A 19293-nucleotide genomic window follows, 5' to 3' on the forward strand; every position below is an offset into this window, starting at 1 on the left:
CTGCAGGCCCCTACAAAAAATATTTTCAGCTGCCCCTATCACTTTTCATTTCTGATCCGGCCTGATGAATAACTGAGACATATTCCTATTCGGGAGTTATTCACAAATGCCGTCGCTTTCACTGTTCCGCCCCAGCCTGCTGGCCGTTGCTATTGCCGTCGCGCCACTGCCACTACTGGCCCAGACGCCCAACGGCGAAACGGCTGCTGGCGAGGTTCGTGAGTACGCCCTACCCGCCGCACCTCTGGCCTCGACCCTGAATCGCATTGCCGCCGAAGCGGGGCTCGTGCTCAGCATCGATCCGGCATTGACCCGCGACCGCATGGCCGAGCCGGTACAGGGCCGCTTCGATGGCCAGGGTGCGCTGCAGCAAGCCTTGCGCGGCACCGGACTCGAACTTCGTCAGGACCCTTCGGGCAGTTACAGCTTGCAGCAGGCAGCAACCGAGGCGATGGCACTGCCGGATGTCACCGTGACGGCAACCGAGGCGTTGGCTGAGGGCGGCGAAGAAAGCGGCTATCGCGCCAGCGCCGTGCGAAACGTCGGCGCGCTGGGCGGAATGGCACTCCAGGATGCCCCCTACTCGGTGACAGTTATTTCCTCGGAGCTGATGGATAACATCCAGGCTACCTCCAGCGACGACATCTTCAAGCTCAGCCCGACCACACAGTTCACCTCCCCGACCAGCGCCGGCTACGCCAGCGCAGTGGCCATTCGCGGCTTCAGCGGCGTAGGCAATCTAAGCATCGCCAATGACGGCCTTCGCTTCAGCAACGGCTACGATGGCGGCAACTTCATCGAGGAAATGGAGCGGCTTGAAATCCTCAGCGGCCTGTCCGGCTTCCTCTATGGGCCAGCCAGCCCCGGCGGACTGGTCAACTACGTGCTCAAGCGACCCACTGCCGAGCGCTACAACAGCGTGACCTACGGCACCACAGGCGGCGAGAACCAGTACCTGCACGGCGACTTCGGCGGGCCGATCGACAGCGAAGGCCGCTTCGCCTACCGCGCCAACCTGCTCGCCCAGGACGGTGAAACCGCCATTGACGGACAGGTCGAACGCCGTCACATGGCCAGCGTCGCACTGGACTGGAACGTCAGCGACGACTTGCTCATCCAGTTCGACGCCTCGCACAAGCAGAGCGAGACGCGGGGCCTCACCAGCTACTGGTACTTCGCCGATCAAGCATTCCGGCCTGATGCCGACGACTTGGAGAACGACGAGCTCTATAGCCAACGATGGGCCTACAACGACAGCCGCCACGACCGTGTCGGCAGCCGCTTCCAGTGGCGCCTGAGCGACGTGTTCAGCCTGCGCGGTGCGCTCGGCTACAGCCAGTACACGACCGAATACGCCTATACGGGGCCGACCGTGAACTCGGCCGGCGTGTACGTCCAGCCGCTCTACGCCTTCGCCCCGGTGGAAACCGAAGAGACCTCCGGTAACCTTTTCCTCGATGCGGCTTTCGACACCGTGGCCATCGGCCATGAGATGACCCTCGGTTACCAAGGAAACATCGCCCGGGTTCGCTATAACACCGACTACATTCCCTTCCCGGGTCCGCAATATGTGTCGGTCACGCCCGAAGTGCCCTTCGGCGAGCAGCCGCAGGCCGCCAAACCGGCCTACGACCTTGGCGACGGCGACTACCATCTGGCCAGCCGATCCCAGGCCGACAGCGTACTGATCGGTGACGTCATCACATTCAACGAGCAATGGTCGACGATCCTTGGCGTGACGCATTCGCGTATCAAGACCTTCAGCGACAACTTCGTCTGGGTCGAAGCGTTCGGCAGCGCGCCAGCGATCGAGGACTACAGCGAAACCGAAACATCGCCCAACGTCTCGCTCGTCTACAAGCCGGTCGAGTGGTTGACTACGTACGTGACCTACATCGAAGGCCTGCAGACGGGTGGCGTAGCGCCGAGCGGCACGAACAACGCCGGCCAGGCGCTGGCGCCGATCGTCAGCGAGCAGTACGAAATCGGTGCGAAAGCCGAGCTCGGCGGTGCCCTGTACACCGTTGCGCTGTTCGACATCGAGAAGCCCAACACCTACACCAATGCAGCCAACTTCTTCGTTCAGGATGGCATGCAGAATAACAAGGGCCTGGAGTTCAGCGTAACGGGCAACGTTACCCCAGCACTGACACTGGTGGGCGGCGTCACGTTGCTCGATCCGGTCGTAGAAGGCGCGGCGAACGCTGCCAACGACGGCAATCGCCCGGTCGACGTGGCGCGGCACCTGGCCAAGCTGTACGGCGAATACGCGATCTTCGGCGTACCCGGGCTGACACTCACCGGTGGCGCCTTCTACACCGGCAAGCAATACACCGACGAGGCCAACGACAATACCATCCCCTCCTTCACCACCTTCGACCTGGGCGGTCGCTATCGCATGGCCTTGGGGGATGAACGTGCCCTCACTCTGCGCGCCAACCTGAGCAACCTGACCGACGAGGAATACTGGCTGAGCAGCCATTACATTGGGGCACCCCGCACGCTCAAACTGTCGGCGCAGCTGGAATTCTGATGCGGACGACCACCATCCGTCGCTGGTCCTTCGTCCACACCTGGACCAGCCTGATCTGCACGCTGTTCCTGCTGATGCTTGCCATCACCGGGCTACCGCTGATCTTTCACCACGAGCTGGAGCATCTGCTTGGCGAGGCGCCCGAGCTGCGTGAGATGCCTGCCGACACCCCGCATCTGGATCTGCAGCAATTGGTCAGTGCCGCCGAACGGCATCGGCCAGCTGAGGTGGTGCAGTACTTCGGCTGGGAAGCTGACGAACCCAATGGCGTCGTCGCCATCACCGCCGCGACTGCGGGCACCGAGCCGAATTCGTCCTACACCTTCATGCTCGATGCGCGTACCGGAGAAGCGGCGGAGATGCCTGCGGCCAATGGCGGTCTGATGATGTTTTTCCTGCGCATGCACGTGGACATGTTCGTCGGGTTACCGGGCAAGTTATTCCTGGCCTTCATGGGCATCATGTTCATTGTGGCGATCATTTCGGGCGTGGTGCTGTACGCGCCCTTCATGCGGCGTCTGGAATTTGCTCAGGTGCGCCATGACCGTTCCAGCAGGACGCGCTGGCTCGATCTGCACAACCTGATCGGTATCGTCACGCTCAGTTGGGCCTTGGTGGTGGGCATCACCGGTGTGGTCAGCGCCTGCGCCGATCTGCTGATCGAAGCTTGGCGCGCCGAATCGTTGGCGACGATGCTCGAACCCTACCAAGACGCCCCGCCACTGACGACAAGGGCTCCTGCCAGCGATCTGTTGGAGATCGCCACGCAGGCTGCACCGGGCATGCAGCCGGACTTCATCGCCTTCCCCGGCACACGCTTTTCCAGCGAGCACCACTATTCGGTATTCATGAACGGCAGCAGCCATCTGACCTCACATTTGTACACGCCGGTACTGATCGATGCGCAGACGCTGGAGGTCACCGCGGTCGGGGGCCGCCCGTGGTACATGGACGCGCTGGGGTTGTCCCAGCCCCTGCACTTCGGCGACTACGGCGGCCGGCCGATGCAGATTCTCTGGGCGATCCTGGACGTCCTGACAATCATCATGCTCGGCAGCGGGCTTTACCTGTGGTGGGTTCGGCGCCGTGGTACCCAGACGATAGCGCGTGAGGCAGTAGCATGAGCTGGCGTGAGTCAACCTTTATGCTTCCAGGCCTGATTGCCGCGCTCAGCCTCGTCGGTCTTTTCGCTGCGCTGCTGGGTGATGGCTGGTGGGATGTGATTGCTTGGTTCGGCCTCGGCCTACCGGCAGTGCTCGGGGCATGGCCGCTACTGCGACGGCAAACGGCAACACCCGCCCCAACCGGGGAGCCTCGAATCCGCTGACATCGCGGGACGCGCGGCTCCCCTGGCCCGGCGCCGCCTCGTACGCAGCGCTGCGTCCCGTCAACGGGCGCAGCGGTGTATCGAAACCAGATCGATCCGCCAAGCTCAGCGCGGATCGGCGCCACAGATACGCTGGTACAACGGCGAATCGGCCTCCAGCTCGGTCAGGGTTTCCACCTTGGCCTGACCCGCATCGTTCAGCTTGAACATGGCCTTTTCCGTGCAGATCAGTTGATAACGCTGGCTGACCACCGTGGACATCAGGTGCTGTTTATCGAAGCGATACAGAACGAAGCGAGCGACCCGCCCCTGATCCGTGTCCTGGATTTGCGCGTTTGCTCGATCGAGAACCGTGTAGCTCAACGGCATGGGATACATCATGGTCCAGGGGCGCCACAACATCTCCCCCTTCTCACTCGCAACCACCACGGTCCCTTCCGGCAGGCGCGCCTGCTTGGCTTCGAACCAGGTGTATTCGTAGTGGATGGTGTAGCTGAGCATACCCAGGCCCGCGAAGACGGGAATGATCCACTTCGGCAACCGCTTCCGAGTCAGAGAGCGCAGCAGCAGCGCGATCCCCGCACCCGCTACAGCGGCTACTATTGCAGCGATGAGATGCCAGATCATATTTCAGCTTCCTTAAAAAAATCGGGCTTCCATATGGAAGCCCGACTCTACTTCAGCGTCAGACCAGGTCTGACCGTTGGCGCATTATCAGTTAGTGATCAAGCGCAGCGCCAGCACCCTTGGGTGTACGAACGCTTTCGACCAGGTCCTGAATGGCTTGCGGCGGCGCCTCGGTTGCCATCGAAACGGCATAGGCGACGGCGAAGTTCAGAATCGCACCTACGGCACCGAAGGCCTGCGGAGAGATGCCCATCCACCACTGATCAGGCGTGTTCGGAATGCTCGCAGTGCCGGGGATGAAGAACCAGCCCAGGTACAGGAAGATGTATACGGCGGTGGAAATCACACCCACCAGCATCCCCGCTACAGCACCCTTGCTGTTCACACGCTTGGAGAAGATACCCATCATCAGCGCCGGGAACAGGCTCGCTGCCGCGAGACCGAACGCCAGGGCCACAACCTGAGCCGCGAAGCCCGGAGGATTCAGGCCCAGCCATGTCGCCAGCAGAATCGCTGCGGTCATGGATAGACGGGCGGCCAGCATCTCGTTCTTCTCACTGATCTTCGGATTGATCAACGTCTTGATCAGGTCATGGCTGATGGCAGAGGAGATCGCCAGCAGCAGACCCGCAGCAGTGGACAGCGCAGCAGCGATGGCACCCGCGGCGATCAGACCGATGACCCAACCTGGCAGGTTGGCGATTTCCGGGTTGGCCAGAACGATGATGTCATTGTTCACGGTCAGCTCGTTGCCGTTCCAGCCACGCTCGGTAGCGGTCGGAGTGAAGGCGGCGTTGGTGTCGTTGTACATCTGCACACGACCGTCGGCGTTCTTGTCTTCCCACTTGATCAGGCCAGTCTGTTCCCAGGTCTGGATCCACTGCGGACGATCTTCATAGCGGATCGCTTCGGCCTTCGGGCCTTCCGGATAGATGGTCTGAACCAGGTTCAGGCGTGCCATGGAAGCGACAGCCGGCGCGGTGAGGTACAGCAGGGCGATGAAGACCAGCGTCCAGCCAGCGGACCAACGGGCGTCAGCCACTTTCGGTACGGTGAAGAAGCGGATGATTACGTGCGGCAGACCAGCGGTACCGATCATCAGCGACAGGGTGAACAGGAACATGTTCAGCTTGTTGTCGACGTCCGCGGTGTAGGCGGCGAAGCCGAGGTCAGTGACCACCTGGTTCAGTTTGTCGAGCAGCGGCATACCGGATTCGGTATGGGTGCTGAACATGCCGAACATCGGGATCGGGTTGCCCGTCAGCTGCATGGCAATGAACACGGCCGGGATGGTGTAGGCGATGATCAGCACCACGTACTGCGCCACCTGGGTGTAGGTGATGCCCTTCATGCCGCCGAATACCGCATAGGCGAACACGATGGCTGCAGCAATCCAGATACCGGCGGAGTTGCTCACTTCCAGGAAGCGGGAGAACGCCACGCCAGCACCGGCCATCTGACCGATTACATAGGTAACCGAGATGAGGATGAGGCAGACGACAGCGACCAGGCGAGCGCCACGGCTGTAGAAGCGGTCACCAATGAAGTCCGGTACGGTGAACTTGCCGAACTTGCGCAGGTAGGGCGCCAGCAGCATCGCCAGCAGTACGTAACCACCCGTCCAGCCCATCAGGTAGACGGACGTGGCATAACCGCCGGAGGCGATCAGACCGGCCATGGAAATGAAGGACGCTGCAGACATCCAGTCCGCCGCCGTTGCCATGCCGTTGGTTACGGGGTGAACACCACCGCCGGCGACATAGAACTCTTTGGTTGACCCGGCGCGAGCCCAGACCGCGATCCCTATATAGAGCAGGAACGAGGCGCCCACGAACATCATGTTGATCCAATATTGGCTCATTGTGGTTACTCCTCAACCCCGAATTCCTTGTCCAGTTTGTTCAGCCGCCACGCGTAGTGGAAGATGATCAAAATGAACGTGATGATGGAACCCTGTTGAGCGAACCAGAACCCCAGGTCAGTTCCCCCGACCGGGATGCCGGCGAGTAGAGGGCGCAGCAGGATGGCGAAGCCATAAGAGACAAGAGCCCATACCACCAGGCTCCAAGTTATGAGGCGAACATTCGCCTTCCAGTACGCAGCAGCATTTGTTTTGTCGCTGTCGGCCATGACGTTCTCCGTCTTATTTTTATTTACGGGTAAAGGGAACCACATCCTGAATTTACAAGGATGGCCTATCGATGAATAGCCCCGACTTTAGTCTGACGGCTGCGAGTGAGTAGCAGACCGCATATAAGGACGGCGCCCACAGTCGCCTCGGGCAGGCCGTCGGCAACGAACCGTGCCGCAGCCGCCCAGGCAGACCCAAGTGTCACTCTGGGGCCTATTGTTTGACCTAGAAGTCAATAAGACACTTACGCACTGAAAGAAAACGCATCGACCGATAATTAACCAATATCGATGATTGTATTGAACGGCCTATAGCCAATTACCTACATGCCAAATAGGCAGATCTGACATTAGGTTAAGCGTCGCCCGCGCGGACATATGACTGTCATATAACGCCAGCCGCACTCGCCGTATTCATCGGTTAAATAAAACAAGAGCCAGACGCAGCAATACATCGCCCACCGCCGCCCGGATGGCTCGCCATAACATGCGAGCACGAATCAGCGGCAGAGAAGCGCAACACGCCCCTGCCGCTGATTTGCTGCCCTGGGTCTGCTCACGCCTCAGCAGGCTGGACGACCCGCCGTGTATTTCTGCGCCGGGTCGATGGCGGCCTCGAGGTCACGGATGGCCGTCGCCCCGATCAGCAGCGGATAACGGAAATGGCTGCGGTCGGTGAGGTTGACCTCGGTCTGATGCAACTGATCGCCGATGCATAGCTGCATTTCCACCACAGGCCGCTCGGCCACGCCCGGGCCACGCTCGATATCCGTATCGTCGTCCGGATCGCCTTCCTCCGCGCGGGTCTTGATTTCGGCGACCCGCGCCAACGGCCGCTCGAAGACGGTATCGCCAGCCCCTTCGACCGCCAGGCGGAAACGCACCCAGTCCTCGCCATCACGCTCGAAGCGTTCGATGTCACGGGCCGACAGCGAGGCGGTCATCGCGCCGGTGTCCATCTTGGCCTTGAGGACCTTACCGATGTCTTCGATCTTGATCTGTTCATAGCGGCCGAAGAGCGTGGGCTCCGCGGCGATGGCAGGAAGAGATAACGCACTCAACAGCAACAGCAAACGGGACAAAACAACCTCCGGGAGTCTCCATTGTTGTCGTTGGGACCCTCCCGCGCGCGCATCCGTTCCGCCGACTTGCCGGCCGGCGAGGCGCCACGCGACGACCCCGTCAGCCTGTTAGACTGCGCGCCATTTCCCCCTTGCAGATGATTACCGTGCCCAGTTCAGCCTTCGCCACCCTGCCCCTCAGCGCCGCGACGCTGGCCAACCTCGACGCGCTCGGCTACACCGAGATGACGCCGATCCAGGCCCAGAGCCTGCCCGTGATGCTCAAGGGCAAGGACCTCATCGCACAGGCCAAGACCGGTAGCGGCAAGACCGCAGCCTTCGGCATCGCCCTGCTCGAACGGCTCAATCCGCGCTATTTCGGCTGTCAGGCGCTGGTGCTCTGCCCGACCCGCGAGCTGGCCGATCAGGTCGCCAAGGAGCTGCGCCGGCTGGCGCGTTCGGCCGACAACATCAAGATTCTCACCCTTTGCGGCGGCGTCTCCATCGGCCCGCAAATCGGCTCGCTGGAGCACGGCGCGCATGTCATCGTCGGCACGCCCGGACGCATCCAGGAGCACTTGAAAAAGGGCTCGCTGAAACTCGATGGCCTCAACACGCTGGTGCTCGATGAAGCCGACCGAATGCTCGACATGGGCTTTTACGACGCCATCGCCGAAATCATCGGCCAGACCCCGAGCAAGCGCCAGACGCTATTGTTCTCGGCGACCTACCCTGCCGGCATCAAGCAGCTTTCAGCGACCTTCATGCGCGACCCACAACAGGTCATGGCCGAGGCGCTGCATGACGACACGCAGATCGAACAGCGCTTCTACGAGATCGATTCGGAGGATCGCATGGAAGCCGTGGTTCGCATCCTCGCCAGCTTCCGCCCCGAAACCTGTGTCGCCTTCTGCTTCACCAAACAGCAATGCCAGGAATTGGTCGATCGGCTGAGCGCCCAAGGCATCTCCGCCATGGCACTCAATGGCGACCTGGAACAGCGCGACCGCGACCAAGTCCTGGCGATGTTCGCCAATCGCAGCCTGTCCGTCCTGGTTGCCACCGATGTCGCCGCGCGCGGCCTGGATATCGATGCGCTGGACATGGTGATCAACGTCGAGCTGGCGCGTGATTCGGAGATACATATTCACCGCGTCGGACGTACCGGACGCGCTGGTAAGAAAGGCATCGCCATCAGCCTGGTCGCTCCCGCCGAAGCCCATCGTGCCCGGGCCATCGAGGAGCGCCAGAAGGCGCCACTCAACTGGCAGCCGCTGAGCGAGCTGAAAGCGCAGCCCGGCGGGGCACTGCAACCGCCGATGGTCACCCTCTGCATCGGCGCCGGACGCAAGGACAAGTTGCGCCCCGGCGACATTCTCGGGGCGCTGACCGGCGATGCGGGGATTCCGGGCAGCCAGGTCGGCAAGATCGCGATCTTCGACTTCCAAGCCTTCGTCGCGGTCGAGCGCGGTGTCGCCAAACAGGCGCTCAATCGCCTGAACGCCGGAAAGATCAAGGGGCGGTCGTTGAAGGTGAGACAGCTATAAGCTGGAAGCCGACGCCGAAAACCCGCGCATGCGCGGGTTCTATAGCGACGCCGTCACCAGGTTGGAGGCCTTTGCGGCGGATTCGATGGGTTTCACCCATCCCACGAAAACCAACCTGCCGTAGGATGGGTGCAACCCATCGATCATCCTAATCGCCAAGGACTGCGGCCGGGCGCCGGGCGCGTCCAGCCTCCAGCCTCCAGCCGCTTCTCTTACAACGACCCGCGGGCCCACGGACCCCAGATGGCGAAGGTAATGCCCGGGGTCTGGATGTTGACGAAGAGGAAGTGCCCGCTCGGGTCGAAACAGGCGCCGCAGAACTCGCGGTTGCGGTAATCGCCGCCGGACACGCGCTTGCCGGCCGCCGCGGCCTGGACATCATCGAACACCACGTTGTTCTTCGCGAAGATATAGGCCTCGCCGGCAGTCGTCAGACCCAGCAGGCGCTCACCGAAGCCGTACGTATCCTGCACGCCGCCACCGTCCTCGCAGAGCAACAGGCCACCGCGCGGGCTGACGGTGATGTTGTCCGGGTTGTTGGCGATCTCGGCATCGGTGGAGGCGAAGATGCAGGTCAGCCGATCGGTCGCCAGGTCATGCATCCAGACCGCGCCGCGACCGTAGCCCGCACGCCCCTGGGCGTCTGTGCCGGCGCTGGTGTCGACGATGAACAGTTTGCCTTCGCTGTACCAGATGCCCTCGCCACGGCTCATGCTCAGGCCCCCGGCCTGACGCGCCTGGGCAAAGGGACCACTGCCTTCGGGCTGCGGATCGAGATCCGGATTCGGCACTTCAACCCATTCCAGCTGATAGCTGTCGCCCTGGTTCGGCGCGTGCAGGTCGACCAGCGCACGGTTGCGCACCCGTGCCGCCTGGAGAATCCCGCCCACGGCAAGCGAGCCCGGCTGCTGGCTGGCGTCGGTGGGGATGTAACGGTAGTAGCCGGCGCGGTTACGCGCATCTTCGGTCAGGTAGACGTAGCTGTTGCGCGGGTCCACGGCAACCGCTTCATGGGCGAAGCGACCCATCTGCACGATTGGCTGGCCGGTGGTGAGCGCCGGGTCGGCGGTCACTTCGAAGACGTAACCGTGGGCACGGCCGCCGACGTCGCGGTAGTCGGCGGTGGTCTCCTCACAGGACAGCCAGGTACCCCACGGCGTCACGCCGCCGGCGCAGTTGGTGCGCGTACCACCCAGGCTCGGCACGGTGCGCACCGGCTGGTCGATACCGCGGGAGACGTACAGGTTGGTGGTGCCACCGGCTGGCCGCTGACCGTTGGCCAGGGTGACGTCGTCATAGATGCCACCAGCCTCGATCAGGCTGCCGGTACCGACTTCGTGGTTGCGCACCAGCACGATTTCAGGGCCATTCGGACCGCGACGCACATCGATAACGCCCATGCCATCGTGAGAGGTGGGCACCGGCTGGCCGTTTTCCATCAGGTCACCAGTCCAGGAAAAGCTCTTGTACTGGAAGCCGTCAGGCAGCTGCAGCAGTTCCAGTCCGGTGCTCAGATCCTTGGTTGGACGCAGCGGGCCGTAGCTGCTGCGCACCAGGCCGGCGCCACGTCCTTGGGCATTGCGTGCCGCGAACGCTTGCAACGTGCCGAGAAAGGGAGTGGTGGCGACCACCGCGGCGATGGCACCGCCTTTGAGCAGGTTGCGGCGGCTGGCGTCGTGTTCACGGTTCATGCGTTGTCCTCTGTTATCGGAATGGGAGGGGCGCATGAATGAAGCCAGCCAAATACGGCAGAACGATGACCACGAGATGGCGTTCCGCTAATACGCGACGGAAGGTCGGTATAAGCTTTGCAAAAGCGATCGGTGACGCCAGCCCGCCTCGCACGTCCAATCTCCTCAATCACCAGGTCCGAGCCTACTATGCGTTCACCCTCGCTCAGCCATTCCCTGCGCCGCCTCTGGGCCCTGGAGAAATTCGGCTACAGCCTGCGCGTGCTGATCGCGCTGGCTGGCAGCATGGGCTTGAGCTGGTACCTCGGGGAGCCGAGGATGGCCATCCCGTTGTTCCTCGGCGTGATCGCCAGTGCTCTGGCGGAAACCGACGACAGCTGGCTCGGCCGGCTCACGGCTTTGCTGGTCACGCTGCTGTGCTTCAGCGTGGCCGCCGCTTCGGTGCAACTGCTGTTTCCCTACCCCCTGCTGTTCGTTGCCGGCATGGCCGCGGCGGCGTTTGCACTGGTCATGCTCGGCGCGCTGGGCGAGCGCTACGCCGCGATCGCCCAGGCCACGCTGATCCTCTCCATTTACAGCATGATCGCCGCCGACCAGCGTGCCGCCGACGCCGTGCAACCCTGGCGCGACCCGCTGCTGCTACTTGCCGGGGCGGCCTGCTACGGCTTGCTGTCAGTGCTCTGGAATGCACTGTTCGCGCACCAGCCGGTGCAGCAGAGCCTGGCCAGGCTGTACCGTGAGCTGGGGAGATACTTCAAGCTCAAGGCCTCGTTGTTCGAGCCGGTGCGCCAGCTCGATGTGGAGGACCGTCGGCTGCAACTGGCGCAGCAGAACGGACGCGTGGTCAGCGCCCTGAACGCCACCAAGGAAACCTTGCTGCATCGCCTCGGCAATGGCCGGCCAGGCGCCAAGATCAGCCACTACCTCAAGCTCTACTTCCTCGCTCAGGATCTGCACGAGCGCGTCAGCTCCTCGCACTACCCCTACCAGGCACTGGCCGAGGCGTTCTTCCACAGCGATGTGCTGTTTCGCTGCGCCCGGCTGCTGCGTTTGCAGGGCACCGCCTGCGCCGAGCTGGCCAGTGCCATCCAGCTGCGCCAGCCGTTTCGCTACCACGACGACAACGCCCAGGCACTGGCCGACCTGGAGTCGTCGCTGGCGCACCTGCGTCTGCAGAGCAATCCTGCCTGGCGCGGACTGTTGCGCTCGCTACGCGCGCTGTCGAACAACCTGGCGACCATGCAGCGCCAGCTCGCCAGCGCGAGCAACCCGGATGCGCTGGCCGGCGAGCAGGACAGCAGCTTGCTGGACCGCGACCCGCAGTCGATCCGCGACGCGCTCGCACGCATCCGCCTGCAACTGACGCCGACCTCCTTGCTGTTCCGCCACGCATTGCGCATGAGCCTGGCGTTGGTATGCGGTTACGCGGTGCTACACGCGATCCATCCGGAACAGGGTTACTGGGTGCTGCTGACCACGGTGTTCGTTTGCCAGCCGAACTATGGCGCCACACGCATCAAGCTGGTGCAGCGGGTGACCGGCACCGTGCTTGGCCTGGTGGCCGGCTGGGCGCTGTTCGACCTGTTTCCCAGCCAGCAGATTCAGGCGCTGTTCGCGGTGGTCGCCGGCGTGGTGTTCTTCGCCACCCGTAGCAACCGCTACACGCTGGCCACCGCGGCGATCACGCTGCTGGTGCTGTTCTGTTTCAATCAGGTCGGCGACGGTTACGGGCTGATCTGGCCGCGGCTGATCGACACCCTGCTCGGCAGCCTGATTGCCGCTGCCGCGGTCTTCCTGGTATTGCCGGACTGGCAGGGCCGCCGCCTCAACCTGATGGTCGCCAACACCCTCAGCCGCAGCGCGGACTATCTGCGCCAGATCATGGCCCAGTACGAAAGCGGCAAGCGTGACGACCTCGCCTACCGCCTGGCCCGGCGCAACGCGCATAACGCCGACGCCGCGCTGTCGACCACCTTGTCCAACATGCTGCTCGAACCCGGTCACTTTCGAAAGGACGCCGAAACCGGCTTTCGCTTCCTGATCCTCTCGCACACCTTGCTCAACTACCTCTCGGGCCTGGGCGCGCACCGCGAGGGCCTGCCGGACGATGCTCGCGATGAACTGCTGGAGCATGCCGCACAACGATTGGCCAGCAGCCTCGACGAACTGGCGATGGCCCTGCAGCGCGGCCAGCCAGTGGCCGTCTACAGTGAAGACGAACAGGCCTTGGCCCAGCAATTGGAACAGACATCCGAAGACATGGACGACGCTCACCGCCTGGTGCAGACCCAGCTGGCGCTGATCTGCCGTCAACTGGCCCCGCTGCGCAGCATGGCCAGCCACCTGATCCGCCAGTTGCCCGCCCCGCCGAACTAATCCGCGCGCCGCCCAATGGCTGCGAACAGCGCTGCAGCCGCTGAGCCGGCGGAGTACCATGCCGCCTTTTCCAGAGCTGACCGAGGTGCGTGGTGTTGCAAACGGATGTGGTGATAATCGGTGCCGGCGCCGCCGGGCTGATGTGCGCGTTCACGGCAGCGACACGCGGCCGTCGCGTGCTGTTGCTCGACCACACCAACAAAGCCGGCAAGAAGATCCTCATGTCCGGTGGCGGGCGCTGCAATTTCACCAACCTGTACACCGAGCCGGCGAACTTCGTCTCCGGCAACCCGCACTTCTGCAAATCGGCGCTGGCCCGTTACACCCAGTGGGACTTCATCGAGATGGTCGTTCGCCATGGCGTGCCCTATCACGAGAAGAAGCTGGGCCAGTTGTTCTGTGACCATAAATCCAGCGACATCCTCGGCATGCTGCTCGACGAATGCCGGCAGGCCGGCGTCGACATGCGCCTGGACACCGCCGTGCAGAGCATCGAAAAGACCGACGGTGGTTATCGACTGCAAAGCAGTCTCGGCGAGATCAGCTGCCAGTCGCTGGTGATCGCCACGGGGGGCTTGTCGATCCCGACCCTCGGTGCCAGCGGCTTCGGCTATCAGGTTGCGCGTCAGTTCGGGCATCAGGTTCTGCCGACGCGCGCCGGCCTGGTACCGTTCACCATTACCGAGCCGCAGCTCAAGGGGATGTGCGAGGCACTGTCCGGCACATCGGTCGAAGACTGCCTGGTGAGCTGCAACGGCCAGAGCTTTCGCGAAAACATTCTGTTCACCCACCGTGGCCTGTCGGGCCCGGCGATTCTCCAGGTCTCCTCTTACTGGCAGCCCGGCGATACGGTTGAAATCAACCTGCTGCCGCACCTCGATCTACCCCAGTGGCTGGACGAGCAACGGCTCGAACGGCCCAACACCGAACTCAAGACGCTTCTCGGGGAACTGTTCACCCGCAAGATGGCGGGACTGCTCGCCGAGCACTGGTTCGTCTCCAGGCCGTTGAAGCAATACAGTCAGGCGGAGCTGAACGAGGTGGCACAGCGGCTCGGCAGCTGGCAGCTGGTACCCGCCGGCACCGAAGGTTACCGCACCGCGGAAGTGACGCTGGGCGGCGTCGACACGCGTGAGGTGTCGTCCAAGACCATGGAATCGCAGAAGGCCGCCGGCCTTTATTTCATCGGTGAAGTGCTCGACGTCACCGGACACCTGGGTGGCTTCAATTTCCAGTGGGCCTGGGCGTCGGGCTACGCGGCAGCCCAGTACGTCTGACGCCGCGTGGCGGTGACCGGCCCGGACGGGCGCGGTGTCACTCGTTGGCCATATTCGAGGGGGGCGAGACTTCGCGCGGCCCGGCCGGGTCGGTCGCGGTGTTTTGATATTCCTGCTGATTCCGGCTGTTGTTGTCCATGGCCGAGCGCTCGTCATCCGGCGAGCAGGCACCGAGCAGCAGCGAAAACGGCACGGCGACCAGGGCTACGATGCATCTGGATTTCATGCGGGTCTCCTGATGGAGGGGGAGCCCGACGCATGGACGCGGCTCCCCGATGAGACAGTGCCTACTGCGACGCGCCAGACGCGTTGCCGGTGGTATTGGGCGCGGTGCCAGCGCCGGACTCGGTGCCCAGACCGCTGCCGTTGTCGGCCGGTGCCGTGTTCATGTCACCCGTGGCGCCGGTGCCCATGCCGGTACCCGTGCCCGTCTCGACGCCCGCACCGGTACCGGTGCCCGTGGTGCCAGCGCCAGTGCCGGTGCCAGTCCCCGTACCGGTGTCGGCTGGTGGCGTAGTGGCTGGTGGCGTAGTGGCTGGTGGCGTCGCCGGTTGCTCGGTGGCTGGCGGCGGCGCCTGCTCACGGTCTGGCTCGTCGGGGCCGCAGCCCGCCAGCAACAGGCCCAGGATGGGGGCGGAAAGATATACGAGTCGCATGGGTCACCTCCTTCAGAAAAGAACCGGCGGACCGCCGGTGACCGCTTGAATGATCAATAGTCAGAGAAGTGGACCCCGGCTGTCGCCAAGAGTGCCTGGCCCGCCCTGGCCGGGCGCCGGACGGCTCGATTCAGTGAGCCAGCGCCGTGCGCTCGGGGCTGGAATGCGGGAGCAGCCGCCAGAGCCCCTCGAAACGCTGCTCACCGCTGAATAGGTCCTGCAACTCGGCGGCAGGCCGCGGGGCGCTGAACCAGAATCCCTGGGCATTTTCGCAGTGTTGCTGGATAAGGAATTGCAGCTGTTCGGGACGCTCGACGCCTTCGGCGACCACCGCCAGGCCGAGGCTGTGGCCAAGGCCGATGATTGCCCGGCTGATGGCCACCGAGTCGGGGTCTTCCGGTGCGGCGGCGATGAAGCTGCGGTCCACCTTGAGAATATCCAGCGGGAAGCGCTTCAAATAGCCGAGCGAGCAATAGCCGGTACCGAAATCATCCAGCGCCAGCCGCACACCGAGCGCTGCGATCTCGTGCAGGCTGCGCAGCACCAGCTCGCTGTCGTGCATCAGCAGCGTCTCGGTTATCTCCAGGACCAGGCTGGCGGGAGGCAGTCCGGTTTCACCCAGCACCAGCTCCAGCAGTGCGGTAAAGCCAGGCTCCTGCAGCTGGCGAATCGACAGGTTCACCGTGCAGTAAAGCCGCGACTGCCCGGCCTGCTGCCAGGCTCGCACCTGCCGGCATGCCTCGCGCAGTACCCACTCACCGACACGGACGATCTCGCCGGACTCCTCCAGCACCGGGATGAACTCGTTCGGTGCCACCAGCGCGTCATGCTGATGCCAGCGCAGCAACGCCTCGACGCCCGCCATGTAGGGCCGCCCTCGGTCGATCCGGCAGATCGGTTGAAAGTGCAGGACGAATTCATCACGCGTCAGCGCCTGCGCCAACGCGCTTTCCAGTTCCAGCTGGCGTGCCGCGGTGGTGTGCAGGCTTTCGCAGAACAGCGCGAACTGGTTCTTGCCGGCAGCCTTGGCGCGGTACAACGCCAGATCCGCCGCCTGCAGCGCATCCAGCGGCTGCCCGTCACGGTGCAGCGGCGCGATACCAATGCTGGCACTGACCGTCAGAGTGCGCTCGCCGAGCTGCAGCGGCTGACGCAAGGCGTCCAGCATCCGCTGCGCCACCCGTTCGGCGTCGGCTTCGCAGGCCAGATCACCGAGCAGCGCGACGAACTCGTCGCCACCGAAGCGCGCCAGATGATCACCAGGCCGCAGGCAGCGCGCCAACCGTCGTGCAACCTCGACCAGCACCAGATCGCCAACGCTGTGACCGAGGCTGTCGTTGATCAACTTGAAGCGATCAAGATCGATGAACAGCAGCGCCGAGGCGCGGCCATGGTTACGCCGCTGGGTTTCATGGAGCAACTCGTCGAGATGCAAGCGGTTGACAAGGCCGGTCAGCGAATCGTGCCGGGCAGCATGGCGCAGGCGGGCCTCTGCGGCCTTGCGCGCACTGATATCCGTCTGCGAGCCCGCCATGCGCAGGGCGCCCTGCTCGCAGCGCTCGACCACCCCGCGCACCAGCACCCAGAGGTACTCGCCGAGGCGGGTCCGGATCCGGTATTCATGCGCCAACGACGGGCTGCCGCCCTTGAGGTGCGCACTGATCGCCTCGCGCAGCCCCGGCAAATCGTCCGGATGCACCCGCTCGAACCAGTCACGGCTGCAGAAGCTCGGCTCGGCCTGCATCCCCAGCATGGCGGTCCAGCGCTCGGAGAGATGCAGACGATCGTGTTCGATGTCCCATTCCCAGATACCGTCCTCGGAACCACGCAGCGCACGCGCCAGGCGGGCCTCGCTATCCTCCAGCGCTTGCCGCTGGGCCGCGCTGTAGGTATCGATCGCCAGGGTCATATCGAAGAAGACGATCTTCAGCAGGCTGTCATATGTGGCGCAGCGCTCACTGTCACCCAACAGCAGCCCGAGCATTTCGGAGAGGTACAACCGATAGGCGCCCAGGTACCACTCCAAGCCAACGCCCACTCGCTGGTGCACGAGGCCGACCAGCAGGCGGTCCTTCACGTAATCGCGGTCGTATGGACCGTTCCACAGGCGCCGGTAATAGTCGAGCTGACTGTGCTTGAGACGAACGACGCCGGCCGGGTCGTCGAGAATGGCAGTCGGCGGGCCGAAGTGACCCAGGTGCTCGTAAAGCCGATCGATGAAACAGCGATGCGCAGCGTCGACGTCGGCTGCCGCGTGATTCAGACGCTGCGCGTCGGCGGACCGCCACTGCAGGAAACGTTTACGGGTGCGAATCTCCCCGATGCCCAACCCGACCCGCTGCAACAGCACCTTCAACTCGTCTTCCATTCCCGCCCCTGTCCGACTATGCCCGTATTTGCCGTTTCCTCGTCGGCAGGAAAATCAGGCAAGCGACATCAACCTTGATGCCGTAAGGCCATCAGGTTCGCAGTGCTTTGCGGGGCGAACATTGATGCAGGTCAGCGAAGCCGACGAGCCAGGCGGGCGTAGAAGGAGCCGCACCTCATGACAACCGAGCAGCGACGAAGGCAAGCCGTGGTAGAACGTATTAAGCCGCGCCTCGATGAGCACAAACCTCTGTAGGAGCAAGCTCTGCTTGCGATCCGCAGCAACGCGGAGCCCCGGGTCGCGACCAGAGGCCGCTCCTACATGAACCGCAGAAGCCACCTAGAACCCATTAAGCCGCGCTTCGATGAGCACAAGCCCTGTAGGAGCAAGCTCTGCTTGCGATCCGCACCCGCGCGGAGCCCCGGGTCGCGACCAGAGGCCGCTCCTACATGAACTGCAGAAGCTACCTAGAACCCATTAAGCCGCGCTTCGATGAGCACAAACCCCTGTAGGAGCAAGCTCTGCTTGCGATCCGCAGCCGCGCGGTGGCATCGGTCGCGACCAGAAGTCGCTCCTACATGAACCGCAGAAGCCACCTGGAACCCATCAGCCGCGCCTCGATGAGCACAAACCCCTGTAGGAGCAAGCTCTGCTTGCGATCCGCAGCCACGCGGAGCCCCGGGTCGCGACCAGAGGCCGCTCCTACATGAACAGCAGAAGCTACCTAGAACCCATCAGCCGCGCCTCGATGAGCACAACCCCTGTAGGAGCCCGTCCCACACGAGCAATCCGCCCGCTTGGTCCGTCTCAGGCGGCCTGGCTGGCCAGGAATTCCTTCTTCAGACGCTCCTTCAGCTCGGCCATCTGCTGGCCCATTTCCTCCAGTCGTGCCTGGTCGAACAGTTCACGCGCCTTGGGAAACATTTCCGACTCCTCTTCCTCGATGTGGTGTTCGAGCAGCTCCTTGCAGACTTTCGCGCGCCCGGAAAACTGGACACTCGCAGGATCGGTCGATTTGAGATCAGGCAACACCAGCGAATCCACGGCGCGGTGCTCCTCCTTGGCCTCGTGGAACATCTTCAGCTCTTCCTTGCCGCCGGCTTCCTTGAAGGCAGGGTAGAGAATCTGTTCTTCCAGCTGGGTATGGATGGAAACTTCCATTTCGAGTTTCTGCAGCAGCTCGGCACGGGTCTTGACGGCACGTTCGGTGCTCTCGGTCATACGCGTCAGGATGTCCTTCACTTTTTCGTGGTCGTCGATCAGCAGGTCGATGGCGTTCATAGGGTTTCCTCATCGCTTATCAGGTTTGCGAAGCACGCCAGCTCTGATGGCCGGTCGGATCGCCTGCGCTCGAGCGCAGCGGTATACAAGCGGCCGAACCGCAGGAGCGCGGTTCGGCCACATGTTCAGGCGTATTCGTAGGTCGGCAGGCCGGTGCGGCTCTGGCTCTGCAAGCGAGCGATGGCAGGCGACATGCCAGCCTCCAACGCCAGGTCGCGGCGTATCGAGCTGATGACCCATTCCAGCTGAATATTGGTCTGGGTCTGCCCCTTGGAAAGGGCACGCTTGATGATGTCGCGATCATCGTTACGCAGCGTCAGTAGCAACCCACCATCCGGACGCGGGCAGGTGAGCACTTCGAACTCGGGGAACGCGGCAGAGAGAACTTTTTCAGCGGCAATCATTATTGTGTACTCCAG

General features: G+C 63.1%; 16 protein-coding genes. 6 read left to right on the plus strand and 10 right to left on the minus strand.

What is annotated here, in order from left to right; translation table 11 throughout:
* Positions 1 to 106 precede the first annotated feature (106 nt).
* The 3 genes from KCX70_RS20075 to KCX70_RS23360 are packed head-to-tail and all read left to right on the plus strand — an operon-like array spanning position 107 to position 3860.
* Positions 107 to 2533, plus strand: coding sequence for a TonB-dependent receptor (locus KCX70_RS20075; RefSeq protein WP_212618603.1), 2427 nt, complete (start codon positions 107 to 109; stop codon positions 2531 to 2533).
* Entirely contained in the window at positions 2533 to 3657 is a 1125-nt protein-coding gene (locus KCX70_RS20080; RefSeq protein ID WP_212618604.1) for a PepSY-associated TM helix domain-containing protein, read from the plus strand. The genes KCX70_RS20075 and KCX70_RS20080 overlap by 1 nt, the downstream gene beginning before the upstream one ends.
* Positions 3654 to 3860 (plus strand): hypothetical protein, encoded by a 207-nt coding sequence (locus KCX70_RS23360; protein WP_249121674.1) that lies wholly within the window; start codon positions 3654 to 3656, stop codon positions 3858 to 3860. The genes KCX70_RS20080 and KCX70_RS23360 overlap by 4 nt, the downstream gene beginning before the upstream one ends.
* 105 nt (positions 3861 to 3965) lie before the next feature.
* Here KCX70_RS23360 and KCX70_RS20085 read toward each other — a convergent pair whose 3' ends face one another.
* From KCX70_RS20085 to KCX70_RS20100, 4 genes are all read right to left on the minus strand, one after another.
* The gene (locus KCX70_RS20085) at positions 3966 to 4487 is read right to left on the minus strand and encodes a hypothetical protein (protein WP_212618605.1); all 522 of its coding nucleotides are present in this window, start codon (positions 4485 to 4487) and stop codon (positions 3966 to 3968) included.
* A gap of 91 nt (positions 4488 to 4578) precedes the next feature.
* Positions 4579 to 6348 (minus strand): sodium:solute symporter family protein, encoded by a 1770-nt coding sequence (locus KCX70_RS20090; protein ID WP_102852423.1) that lies wholly within the window; start codon positions 6346 to 6348, stop codon positions 4579 to 4581.
* A gap of 5 nt (positions 6349 to 6353) precedes the next feature.
* Entirely contained in the window at positions 6354 to 6617 is a 264-nt protein-coding gene (locus tag KCX70_RS20095; RefSeq protein WP_102836722.1) for a DUF4212 domain-containing protein, read from the minus strand.
* Positions 6618 to 7180: 563 nt separating this feature from the next.
* Positions 7181 to 7699: an ATP-dependent zinc protease gene (locus KCX70_RS20100; protein WP_021205974.1), complete on the minus strand. Its 519-nt coding sequence runs from the start codon at positions 7697 to 7699 to the stop codon at positions 7181 to 7183.
* Positions 7700 to 7845: 146 nt separating this feature from the next.
* On the opposite strand from KCX70_RS20100, the gene dbpA reads away from it, so the two are divergent.
* On the plus strand, positions 7846 to 9225 hold the full coding sequence (dbpA, locus tag KCX70_RS20105; protein ID WP_212618606.1) for an ATP-dependent RNA helicase DbpA: 1380 nt from the start codon (positions 7846 to 7848) through the stop codon (positions 9223 to 9225).
* Positions 9226 to 9437: 212 nt separating this feature from the next.
* Here the strand turns inward: dbpA and KCX70_RS20110 are convergent, their stop codons facing one another.
* A complete protein-coding gene (locus tag KCX70_RS20110) occupies positions 9438 to 10916 on the minus strand; it encodes a PhoX family protein (protein ID WP_102846899.1) in 1479 nt (492 codons plus the stop codon).
* A 189-nt stretch (positions 10917 to 11105) separates the two neighbouring features.
* Here KCX70_RS20110 and yccS point away from each other — a divergent pair, with 189 nt between their 5' ends.
* Both yccS and KCX70_RS20120 read left to right on the plus strand, forming a co-directional pair.
* Positions 11106 to 13292 (plus strand): YccS family putative transporter, encoded by a 2187-nt coding sequence (yccS, locus tag KCX70_RS20115; protein ID WP_212618607.1) that lies wholly within the window; start codon positions 11106 to 11108, stop codon positions 13290 to 13292.
* Positions 13293 to 13384: 92 nt separating this feature from the next.
* Positions 13385 to 14569 (plus strand): NAD(P)/FAD-dependent oxidoreductase, encoded by a 1185-nt coding sequence (locus KCX70_RS20120; protein WP_212618608.1) that lies wholly within the window; start codon positions 13385 to 13387, stop codon positions 14567 to 14569.
* A 37-nt stretch (positions 14570 to 14606) separates the two neighbouring features.
* On the opposite strand, the gene KCX70_RS20125 is transcribed toward KCX70_RS20120, so the two are convergent.
* The 5 genes from KCX70_RS20125 to KCX70_RS20145 form a co-directional block, all read right to left on the minus strand.
* Positions 14607 to 14795, minus strand: coding sequence for a hypothetical protein (locus tag KCX70_RS20125; RefSeq protein WP_212618609.1), 189 nt, complete (start codon positions 14793 to 14795; stop codon positions 14607 to 14609).
* 61 nt (positions 14796 to 14856) lie between these two features.
* Positions 14857 to 15225 (minus strand): hypothetical protein, encoded by a 369-nt coding sequence (locus tag KCX70_RS20130; protein ID WP_212618610.1) that lies wholly within the window; start codon positions 15223 to 15225, stop codon positions 14857 to 14859.
* A 130-nt stretch (positions 15226 to 15355) separates the two neighbouring features.
* The gene (locus tag KCX70_RS20135; protein WP_212618611.1) at positions 15356 to 17593 is read right to left on the minus strand and encodes a putative bifunctional diguanylate cyclase/phosphodiesterase; all 2238 of its coding nucleotides are present in this window, start codon (positions 17591 to 17593) and stop codon (positions 15356 to 15358) included.
* A gap of 807 nt (positions 17594 to 18400) precedes the next feature.
* Entirely contained in the window at positions 18401 to 18874 is a 474-nt protein-coding gene (locus KCX70_RS20140) for a hemerythrin domain-containing protein (protein WP_102852431.1), read from the minus strand.
* Between the two features lie 125 nt (positions 18875 to 18999).
* On the minus strand, positions 19000 to 19278 hold the full coding sequence (locus KCX70_RS20145; protein WP_021205983.1) for a DUF3509 domain-containing protein: 279 nt from the start codon (positions 19276 to 19278) through the stop codon (positions 19000 to 19002).
* Positions 19279 to 19293: the final 15 nt, after the last annotated feature.

Source organism: Stutzerimonas stutzeri (genome assembly GCF_018138085.1).
In the GTDB taxonomy this organism is placed as follows: Bacteria; Pseudomonadota; Gammaproteobacteria; order Pseudomonadales; family Pseudomonadaceae; genus Stutzerimonas; species Stutzerimonas stutzeri_AI.